The organism is Pseudomonas citronellolis (assembly GCF_029335315.1).
Lineage (GTDB): Bacteria > Pseudomonadota > Gammaproteobacteria > Pseudomonadales > Pseudomonadaceae > Pseudomonas > Pseudomonas citronellolis_A.
Genome location: NZ_JARJLT010000364.1, coordinates 19503 through 29946, shown reverse-complemented (window position 1 = coordinate 29946; position 10444 = coordinate 19503). Strand labels below are relative to the sequence as shown.

Sequence of the window (10444 nt, the reverse complement as noted above, 5' to 3'; positions counted from 1 at the left end):
ACCGGCGCGCTGGGCCTGCTGCTGGGCAGCAAGAAGGCGCGCAAGGTCGGCGGCAAGGTCGTCACCTATGGCGGCCTCGCCGCCCTCGGCGTGCTCGCCTACAAGGCCTACGGCAACTGGCAGGCCCAGCAGGCCAGCGCGCCGCGCGGCGAACCGCAGACAGTCGACCGCCTGCCGCCGGCCCAGGCCGAGGAACACAGCCACGCCATCCTCCGCGCCCTGGTGGCGGCGGCCAAGGCCGACGGTCACATCGACCAGCGCGAACGCCAGCTGATCGATGGCGAGATCGCCAAGCTCACCGGCGACCCCGAACTGCAAGGCTGGCTCGACCGCGAGCTGGCCAAGCCGCTGGACCCGCAGGAAGTGGCGCGCGCCGCGAAGACCGAGGAAATGGCCGCCGAGATGTACCTGGCCAGCCTGCTGATGGTCGACGAGGAGAGCTACATGGAGCGCGCCTACCTCGACGAGCTGGCGCGCCAGCTGAGCCTCGACCCCGGCCTCAAGGCCGAGCTGCAAGCCCAGGCGCAGAAGGCCTTGCAGGCCGTGCAGGGCTGATTCTTAGCGCGCCCCTGAATAGTCCCGGACGGCATTGGCGGAAATCCCCGCCGGGACTATCGTTGCCAGACCGCAACCACGCCGAGGGCGCTGCCATGAACACCACGGATCTGCTGGAACAACTGCTGCGGGCCGGCCAGGGCGCGCAGGCGCAACAGGGCGGCGGAGGTGGCCTGGGCGGTCTCGGTGGCCTGCTCGGCGGGCTGCTCGGGGGTGGTGGTGGCGGCGCCAGCGCCGGCGGTGGCCTCGGCGGGCTGGGAGGCCTCGGCGGCGTACTGGGCAGCATGCTCGGCGGCGGCGCCCCGTCCAGCCAGGGCCGCTCCGGTGGCGGCGGGGTGAACTACGCCATGCTCGCTTCCCTCGGCATGATGGCCTTCCAGGCCTACCAGAACTGGCAGCAGCAACAGGCGAGCGCCGCGCCGCAACAAGCGCCGACCACCGTCGACCAGCTCTCCGGCGACGACGCCGAAGCCCACAGCCACGCCATCCTCATCGCCCTGATCGCCGCGGCCAAGGCCGACGGCCGCATCGACGACAAGGAAAAGCAGGCGATCTACAGCGAAATCTCGCGCCACGCCGGCGAGCCCGAACTGCAGGCCTGGCTCGACGCCGAAGTGCAGAAACCCCTCGACGCCGCCGACGTGGCCCAGGCCGCCCAGGGCGACGCCGGCATGAGCGCGGAAATGTACCTGGCCAGCGTGATGCTGGTGGACGACCAGCAGGACGCCGAGCGCAACTACCTGGACGAACTGGCCTACCAGCTCAAGCTCGACCCGGAACTGCAGGCGCACCTGGAGCAGCAGGCCAAGACCGGCGGCGAAGTAGCCTGAAACAACTTCGCCGGGAGTCTTCGCGGCGCGATCAGGGTCCAACTCCCTCGCTCACGCAGGGCGTACAACCGTTCGCGGTTGTACGCCGCGCGTGCCTGAGCACCGTCCAACCCGCAAGGAGGCCGCATGCCTTTCACCCGCTACACCCTGTCCGCCGCGCTGCTGCTCAGCGCCACCGCCCCCCTGGCCAACGCCGCCAAGCTCGAAGACGTGGCGCCCTACCCGAAGGCTGAAGAAGGCTTCGTGCGCCAGGTGATCCACCTGCCGAAACAGGCGCATGAAGACGACTTCAAGGTCGAAGTCCTCGCCGGCAAGACCCTCACCGTGGACTGCAACCGCCAGCGCCTGGGCGGCACTCTGGAAGAAAAGACCCTGGAAGGCTGGGGCTACCCCTACTACCGCCTGGACAAGGTCGGCGGCCCGGCGAGCACCCTGATGGCCTGCCCGCAAGGCAGCAGCAGGAAGGACTTCGTCCCGGTGATCGGCGAAGGCTTCACCCTGCGCTACAACAGCAAACTGCCCATCGTGATCTACGCGCCGAAGGACGTGGAAGTCCGCTACCGCATCTGGTCCGCCTCGGAAAAAGTCGAACACGCCCGCGCCGAGTAACCTCGGCGGGGCGCGGCGCGCGGGCTCACCACCCGTAGGAGCGGGCCATGCCCGCGATTCGCGGCCATGGGGCGCTCCTACAAAGGTTCGGGCTCCCCGCGTTCCCGCAGTGCACCTAGATCTTGCCTTGCACCAGAATCCCCTGCTCCCGTTCACACAGCCTCAGCAGAAAATCCCACACCAACCTCAGCCTCACCGAGCGGTGCAGTTCCCGCCGCGTACACATCCAGTATTCCCGCTCGATGAATTCCTCCGGCAGCACCGGCACCAGCAGCGGGTCGTGCAGGCCCATGAACTGCGGGAGGATGGCGATGCCCACGCCGGCCTGGGCGGCCTGTTGCTGAGCCACCACGCTGGTGCTGCGGAACACCACCTGGGGGTGGCGGCAGAAGCTGTGGTGGAACATCAGTTCCTGGCTGAACAGCAGGTCGTCGACGTAGCCGATCCAAGGGTGGTGGGCCAGGTCTTCGCGGTCGTTCAGCGGCGGGGCCTTTTCCAGGTAGGCGGGGCTGGCGAACAGGCTCAGGCGGTAGCGGGTCAGGCGGCGACTGATCACCAGGTCGGCGTTGGGCCGTTCCAGGGTGATGGCGATGTCCGCCTCGCGGTTGGTGATGCTGACGAAGCGCGGCACCGACACCAGTTCCAGCTCGAGGCCCGGGTACTGGCGCATCAGCTCGCCCAGGCGCGAGGCGAGGAACATGGTGCCGAGGCCTTCGGTCACGCCCAGGCGCACCTGGCCCAGCGGGCTGATGCTCTGGCTCATGTCCTCCTGGGCGAGGAGGGCGGTGTTCTCCATGGCCTCGGCGTGCTTGAGCAGCGCCAGGCCCGCGGGGGTCAGCTGGTAGCCGCCGGTGTGCTGGGCGAACAGCTGGGTGCCCAGGTCGCGCTCGATGTTCTCGATGTGCCGGGCCACGGTGGCGTGGGTGGTGCCGAGCTTACGCGCGGTGGCCAGCAGGCGGCCGCTGCGGTGCAGTTCGAGGAAGTAGCGCAGGTCGTTCCAGTCGAACATGGTGGCTCCGTTGTTAGAAAACGATCAGCAGCTGACCCGAAATGTTCGTTTTTTTTACGCCAACGAACGACTAGCCTCAAGCCACGCCTACACCAATAAGAACAAAACGAGGTCAGCCCATGCCCCAGGCACTGGACTCTTTCGACTACCTGATCGTCGGCGCCGGCCCCGCCGGTTGCCTGCTGGCCAACCGCCTGTCGGCCGACCCGGCCAACCGCGTGCTGCTGCTCGAAGCCGGCGGCCGCGACGACTACCCCTGGATCCACATCCCCGTCGGCTACCTCTACTGCATCGGCAACCCGCGCACCGACTGGTGCTTCGACACCGAATCGGTGCCCGGCCTCAACGGCCGCGCCATCAAGTACCCGCGCGGCCGCGTGCTCGGCGGCTGCTCGTCGATCAACGGGATGATCTATATGCGCGGCCAGGCCCGCGACTACGACGGCTGGGCCGCCGAGGGCAACCCCGGCTGGGGCTGGAACGACCTGCTGCCGCTGTTCCTCGGCATGGAGGACCACTTCGCCGGCGACAGCGCCATCCACCATGGCGGTGGCGAATGGCGGGTGGAGCAGCAGCGGCTGTCCTGGGAAATCCTCGACGCCTTCCGCGAGGCGGCGGCGCAGAGCGGCATCGCCTCGGTCGACGACTTCAACGGCGGCGACAACGAAGGCTGCGGCTACTTCCAGGTGAACCAGCGCGGCGGCGTGCGCTGGAACGCCTCCAAGGCCTTCCTGCGGCCGATCGAGCAGCGCCCCAACCTGATGGTGCTGACTAACGTCGAGGCGCAGCAGCTGATCCTCGAAGACGGCCGCGCCAAGGGCCTGCTGGTGGACTGGCAGGGCGCCCGGCGCGAGCTGCGGGCGCGCCGCGAGGTGATCCTGTGCGCCGGCGCCATCGGTTCGCCGACCCTGCTGCAACGCTCCGGCATCGGCCCGCGCGCGCTGCTCGAACAGTTGGGCATCGGCGTGCGCCACGAGCTGGCCGGGGTCGGCGAGAACCTTCAGGACCACCTGCAACTGCGGATGATCTACCGCATCCAGGGCACCCGCACGTTGAACCGCATCGCCGCCACGCCTTGGGGCAAGCTCGGCATGGGCCTGGAGTACCTGTTCAAGCGCAGCGGCCCGTTGTCGATGGCGCCGAGCCAGCTGGGCGCCTTCGCCAAATCCGACCCGAACCAGCCCTCGGCGAACCTCGAATACCACGTGCAGCCGCTGTCGCTGGAGCGCTTCGGCGAGCCGCTGCACCCGTTCCCGGCGTTCACCGCCTCGGTCTGCGACCTGCGCCCGCAAAGCCGCGGCAGCGTGCGCATCCGCAGCGCCGACCCGCGCGCCAAGCCGCTGATCCAGCCCAACTACCTGAGCCACCCGGAAGACCTGCGGGTGGCCGCCGACGCCATCCGCCTGACCCGGCGCATCGCCGCCGCGCCGGCCCTGGCGCGCTTCCGCCCGGAGGAGTACAAGCCCGGCCCGGATTTCAGCAGCGAGGAGGACCTGCACCGCGCCGCGGCCGACATCGGCACCACCATCTTCCACCCGGCCGGCACCTGCCGCATGGGCTCGGGGCCCAACGCGGTGGTCGACAGCCAGCTGCGCGTGCACGGCATTCCCGGCCTGCGCATCGCCGACGCCTCGATCATGCCCAGCCTGACCTCCGGAAACAGCTGTTCACCGGTGCTGGTGATCGCCGAGAAGGCCGCGCGGATGATTCTGGCCGAACCCTCGCGCCAGGCCGAGGTCATCCCTATCAGCGGGCGCGAGGAGAAGGCCCTGTCCTGACGGTCACCCCGCCGGGACGCACACAGGATTCGACACCAGACAGCGTCGCGCGGCCCACCGGCCGAGGCGGTCGAGGCTGAAACAACAAGAACAGCCCCACGAGGGCAGGAGAGCCGTAATGACCGATTTCGCACAGCCCCAGTCGTTCGAGCGGGGGAAATCCAGCAGCCGGGAGGAGCGCAAGGTCATCTTCGCCTCGTCCCTGGGCACCGTGTTCGAGTGGTACGACTTCTTCCTCTACGGATCGCTGGCGGCGGTCATCAGCAAGCAGTTCTTCTCCGGGGTCAACGACACCACCGCGTTCATCTTCGCCCTGCTGGCGTTCGCCGCCGGCTTCCTGGTGCGGCCCTTCGGCGCCCTGGTGTTCGGCCGCCTGGGCGACATGATCGGGCGCAAGTACACCTTCCTGGTGACCATCCTGCTGATGGGCCTGTCGACCTTCGCGGTGGGCCTGCTGCCGTCCTACGCGACCATCGGCGTGGCCGCGCCGATCATCCTCATCGTCCTGCGTCTGCTCCAGGGCCTGGCCCTGGGCGGCGAGTACGGCGGCGCGGCGATCTACGTCGCCGAGCACGCCCCGGCGCACAAGCGCGGCGCCTACACCAGCTGGATCCAGTGCACCGCCACCGGCGGCCTGCTGCTGTCGCTGCTGGTGATCTGGGGTTGCCGCCAGGCCACCGGCGAGGCGTTCGAGAGCTGGGGCTGGCGCCTGCCGTTCCTGATTTCCATCGTGCTGCTGGCCATCTCCACCTGGATTCGCCTGTCCATGCACGAGTCGCCAGCGTTCCTGAAGATGAAGGCAGAGGGCAAGGTCAGCAAGTCGCCGCTCAAGGAGTCCTTCACCCATTGGGGCAACCTGAAGATCGTGCTGATCGCGCTGTTCAGCATCAACGCCGGGCAGGCGGTGACCTTTTACGCCGCGCAGTTCTACGTGATGTTCTTCCTCACCCAGGTGCTCAAGGTGGACCCGGCGCTGTCCAACGTGCTGCTGATCATCTCGCTGGTGATCGGTGCCCCGCTGTTCCTGCTGGCCGGCTGGGTCTCCGACAAGATCGGCCGCAAGCCGGTGCTGGTCACCGGCCTGCTGCTGGCGACGGTGTTCTACTTCCCGCTGTTCAAGGCCCTGACCCACTACGCCAACCCGCAGATCGACCAGGCCAGCCGCCAGGCGCCGGTGGTGGTGATGGCCGACCCGGCCACCTGCACCTTCCAGTTCGACCCGGTAGGCAAGGCCAAATTCGACAGCCCCTGCGACAAGGCCAAGACCCTGCTGGTGAAAGGCGGCGTGCCCTACAGCACCCAGGCCGCGCCGGCCGGCAGCGGGCTGGTGGTGAGCGTGGGCGAGAAGCGCATCGAGGGCTTCGACGCCGCCGCCCTGGGCGCCGCGGTGAAGGAGGCCGGGTACCCGACCCAGGCCGACGCCTCGCTGGTGAACCGGCCGATGGTGGTGGCCATCATCGTCGCGCTGATCTTCATCGCCACCTGCTGCTACGGGCCGCTGGCGGCGCTGATGGTCGAGCTGTTCCCGACGCGCATCCGCTACACCTCGCTGTCGCTGCCGTACCACATCGGCAACGGCTGGTTCGGCGGCCTGCTGCCAACCCTGTCGTTCGCCCTGGTGGTGTACACCGGCGACATCTTCTACGGCCTCTGGTACCCGGTGCTGGTCACCGCGATGAGCCTGGTGTGCTCGCTGCTGTTCCTGCGCGAGACGCGCCACAACGACATCCACGCCGACTGAGCGGACCGCCTTGTGAAAAGGCCCGCTTCGGCGGGCCTTTTCTTGCGTCTCAGGCGGCGGGTGGGCAGGCGCTGCCCAGCAGCACCGCCTGCAGCACCTTGCGTTTGCTCAGGTACTGCGGCACCTGGCCGGCGACGCAGCGCGGGTCGATCTTCAAGCGCTCCGGCAGCGCGCCCTCGACGAACAGCAGGCCGCCGCTGAGCTGGGCGGCCTTGTCGAGGTTGACCGCTTCGACCCGGCGCCCGGCGTAGTAGACCAGGCGCATGTCCGGCTGGCCCAGGCTGTACAGCGGCAGTTGCGGGTGCTCGGCGCTGATCCGGGTGATCTGCGGCAGGGTGTGGAAACGGTAGCCGAACACCTTGTCGAGCAGCAGCCCGTAGAAGGCCGCGAAGCCGGCCACCAGCAGCACCGGCGCCCAGGTCAGCAGGCGGCGTTTCCAGCCGCCCAGCGACTCCAGCACGCGGGTCCAGTGCCAGGCCAGCAGCAGCGCCACGGCGGGGTAGCTGGGCAGCAGGTACTTGGCGTGCTTGTCGCTGAACAGCGAGAACACCAGCAGCGGCGCCAGCGCGGCGCAGGCGAGCAGGGCCAGGCGCGGTTCCTGGCGAACCTGCCGCCACAGCTGCGCGGGGCGGTAGAACAGCAGCAGCCAGAACGGAAAGAAGTCGCCAGCCAGGTACAGCAGGTAGGCGTACCAGGGATCGGCGCCGCCGCCGCTGACCTTTTCGACGATGTCCTGCTGGAAGATCGCCTTCCAGATGTCCATGCCTTCGCGCGCGGTGACCAGGGCGTACCAGCCGGCGCCCAGGGCGATGGCGAGCGCCCAGCCGGGCAGGTCGGTGAGGTACTGGCGGCCGCGCGCCGGGCGCTGCCAGAGGGTCAGCACCAGCACCGGCAGGGTCACCAGCAGCAGCGCCACCGGGCCCTTGCTCAGCAGGGCGCCGCCGAGCAGCGCGTAGCTCGCCAGCGACCAGCGCCGGCGGCCGTCGACGAACAGGTAGACCCAGGCGCAGAGCAGGGCGAGGAAGCACAGGCCGGTCAGCGACATCTCGATCTCGGCGCTGCGCGCGAACAGGCTGAAGCCGGCGTTGGCGGCGAGGAACATCGCGGCGAACAGGCCCATGGCGCGCCCGCCCAGGCGTTTGCCGCAGGCGTAGGTGGCGCCGAGGGTGGCCAGCGCGAAAAGCACCGAGGGCAGGCGCACGGCCCACTCGGAAACCCCGCCGGCGAGGTACACCGGCAGCAGCGCCAGCCAGTAGAACAGCGGCGGTTTGGCCAGGTACAGCTCGCCGTTCATGCGCGGCAGCAGCCAGTCGTGGGCCAGGAACATCTCGCGCACGGTCACCGCGCGGCGGCCTTCGTTGGTGCTCAGCAGCGGCGTGTCGGCGATCCCCCACAGGCACAGCAGCACCAACAGCGCGAGCACCAGCAGCCACCACAGCCGGCGTTCCAGTTCGATCCTTTCCTGCATGCCTCGACCCCCTGGCGATTGTTTGCACGTATAAGCCGCGCGCCAGCCTACGGATGAGTCGTGAAAAAGGCGTGAAGAAGACTCAGAACAGGTCCATCTGGCGGTCGATCAGCCGCGCGAAGTCGTCGCCGACGAAGGGCAGGATGGCGTCGGCCACCGGTTGCAGCTGGCGGCTCAGGTAGTGTTCGTAGTCGATCGGCGACTGGCGGTTTTCCAGGGGCTCGGGGCCGGCGGTGGTGATCAGGTAGCTGATCCAGCCGCCGTGCTGGTACTGCTTCGGGCGGCCCTGGGCCTGGTTGTAGTCGTCGGCGGCGCGGGCCGCGCGGACGTGGGGCGGGACGTTGCGTTCGTAGTCGTCCAGGCGCCGGCGCAGGCGCTTGCGGTAGATGAGCAGGTCGTCCTGCTCGCCGGCCAGGGTCTGGCGCACGTAGTCGCGGATGTAGTCCTGGTAGGGCTGGCGCTTGAAGATGCGCTGGTAGAGTTCCTGCTGGAAACGCTGGGCCAGCGGCGACCAGTCGGTGCGCACGGTTTCCAGGCCCTTGAAGACCATGTCCTCGCTGCCGTCGGCGCGTTGCACCAGGCCGGCGTAGCGCTTCTTGCTGCCTTCCTCGGCGCCGCGCACGGTGGGCATCAGGAAGCGCCGGTAGTGGATTTCGTATTGCAGCTCCAGGGCGCTTTCCAGGCCGTATTCGGCGCTCAGGTGTTCCTTCCACCAGTGGTTCACCCGCTGCACCAGGGCGCGGCCGATGCGCTCGGCGTCGGCCTCGGCGTGGGCACCGCCGAGCCAGACGAAGGTGGAGTCGGTGTCGCCGTAGATCACCTGGTGGCCCTCGGCCTCGATCAGCTCGCGGGTGCGGCGCATGATCTGGTGCCCGCGCATCGTGATGGACGACGCCAGGCGCGGGTCGAAGAAGCGGCAGCCGCTGGAGCCGAGCACGCCGTAGAAGGCGTTCATGATGATCTTCAGCGCCTGCGACAGCGGCTTGTTGCCGTCGCGCTTGGCCGCCTCGCGGCCCTGCCAGACGCGCTCGACGATGGCCGGCAGGCAGTGGCGGGTGCGCGAGAAGCGGGCGCCGCGGAAGCCTTCCACCGCGTGCGCGTCATCCGGTTGGCGCAGGCCTTCCACCAGGCCCACCGGGTCGATCAGAAAGCTGCGGATGATCGAGGGGTACAGGCTCTTGTAGTCGAGCACCAGCACCGATTCGTAGAGCCCTGGCCGCGAGTCCATGACGAAGCCGCCGGGGCTGGCCTCCGGCGGCTTGCCGCCGAGGTTGGGGGCGACGAAGCCCAGGCGGTGCATGGCCGGCAGGTACAGGTGGGTGAAGGCCGCCACCGAGCCGCCGCTGCGGTCGGCGGGCAGGCCGGTGACGCTGGCGCGTTCGAGGAGGAAGTGGAGGATGCCGGTCTTGGCGAAGATCCGCGTGACCAGCTCGCAGTCCTTGAGGTTGTAGTGGGCCAGCGCCGGCTTGTCCTCGGCGAACTTGCGGTCGATCTCGGCCATGCGGTCGTAGGGGTTGTCGATCGCCTTGCCTTCGCCGAGCAGGCTCTGCGCGACGTTTTCCAGGCTGAACGAGGGGAAGCTCCAGGTCGCCGAGCGCAGCGCCTCGATGCCGTCGATGATCAGCCGCCCGGCGGCCGCGGCGAAGTAGTGGTTGTTGCCGCTGCCGTGCTGGCGCCAGCTCATCGGCTCGCCGTCGCGGCCCAGGCGCAGGGGGATTTTCAGGCGTTCGGCGTGGTCGCGCAGCACGCGCAGGTCGAACTGCACCAGGTTCCAGCCGATGATGGCGTCGGGGTCGTGCTCGGCCAGCCACTGGTTGAGGCTTTCCAGCAGTTCGCCACGGCTGTCGCGGTAGGCCAGGTCGAAGTCCAGCCAGCTGGGGTCGCCGTTGGCCGGGCCGAGCATATACACCTGGCGCTGGCCGCAGCCTTCCAGGGCGATGGAGTAGAGGTTGCCGTGGATGTCGGTCTCGATGTCGAGGGACACCAGTTTCAGCGTCGGCCGGTAGTCCGGCGCCGGCTTGAGCAGGGTGTCGAGCAGCACGCCGTCGGCGCCGGGTTCGCCGTCGAAGCTCACCGGCGCGGTGATGAAACGCTCCATCAGGTAGCGCTCCGGCGGGCGGATGTCGGCTTCCAGCACCTCGACGCCGGCGGCGCGCAGGCGCTTGTCGAGGTCCATCAGCGGGCGGTGCTGGTTGCAGTACAGGCCGAGCACCGGGCGTTGCTCGAAGTCGCGCAGTTGCAGCGGGCGCAGCTCGACGCCGGTTTCGCCCTGCAGCAGGCGTTCGGCGCGCTCGCGCTGCTCGGCGGGGATGAACGCCACCGAGGTTTGCAACGGCAGGCGCACCCGGCGCGGGCCGGCGTCGGTGGCCAGCCAGAACTCCACCTCGGTGCCGGCGGGCGTGTCGCGCCAGTGCCGGGTGAGGACGAAGCCTTGTTGTGCTGCCACCGGGAACC

8 protein-coding genes are annotated in these 10444 nt (G+C 68.9%); 5 read left to right on the top strand and 3 right to left on the bottom strand.

The window, feature by feature from the left end; translation table 11 throughout:
* The 3 genes from P3W75_RS27610 to eco all read left to right on the top strand — a co-directional run.
* Nucleotides 1-555: tellurite resistance TerB family protein (locus tag P3W75_RS27610; protein ID WP_276230499.1), on the top strand; the 555-nt coding region annotated here is incomplete at its 5' end.
* 95 nt (nucleotides 556-650) lie between these two features.
* Complete coding sequence (locus P3W75_RS27605; protein ID WP_276230498.1) at nucleotides 651-1385, top strand: DUF533 domain-containing protein; 735 nt, start codon at nucleotides 651-653, stop codon at nucleotides 1383-1385.
* 126 nt (nucleotides 1386-1511) lie between these two features.
* Complete coding sequence (gene eco / locus P3W75_RS27600; RefSeq protein WP_276230497.1) at nucleotides 1512-1994, top strand: serine protease inhibitor ecotin; 483 nt, start codon at nucleotides 1512-1514, stop codon at nucleotides 1992-1994.
* A gap of 115 nt (nucleotides 1995-2109) precedes the next feature.
* Here the strand turns inward: eco and P3W75_RS27595 are convergent, their stop codons facing one another.
* Entirely contained in the window at nucleotides 2110-3003 is an 894-nt protein-coding gene (locus P3W75_RS27595) for a LysR family transcriptional regulator (RefSeq protein ID WP_276230496.1), read from the bottom strand.
* 119 nt (nucleotides 3004-3122) lie between these two features.
* Here P3W75_RS27595 and P3W75_RS27590 point away from each other — a divergent pair, with 119 nt between their 5' ends.
* Nucleotides 3123-4781, top strand: coding sequence for a GMC family oxidoreductase (locus P3W75_RS27590; RefSeq protein WP_276230495.1), 1659 nt, complete (start codon nucleotides 3123-3125; stop codon nucleotides 4779-4781).
* 118 nt (nucleotides 4782-4899) lie between these two features.
* Nucleotides 4900-6522: an MFS transporter gene (locus P3W75_RS27585; protein WP_276230494.1), complete on the top strand. Its 1623-nt coding sequence runs from the start codon at nucleotides 4900-4902 to the stop codon at nucleotides 6520-6522.
* Nucleotides 6523-6571: 49 nt separating this feature from the next.
* Here the strand turns inward: P3W75_RS27585 and P3W75_RS27580 are convergent, their stop codons facing one another.
* Complete coding sequence (locus tag P3W75_RS27580) at nucleotides 6572-7990, bottom strand: ArnT family glycosyltransferase (protein ID WP_276230493.1); 1419 nt, start codon at nucleotides 7988-7990, stop codon at nucleotides 6572-6574.
* Between the two features lie 82 nt (nucleotides 7991-8072).
* Nucleotides 8073-10436, bottom strand: coding sequence for a DNA polymerase II (locus P3W75_RS27575; protein ID WP_276230492.1), 2364 nt, complete (start codon nucleotides 10434-10436; stop codon nucleotides 8073-8075).
* Nucleotides 10437-10444 lie beyond the last annotated feature (8 nt).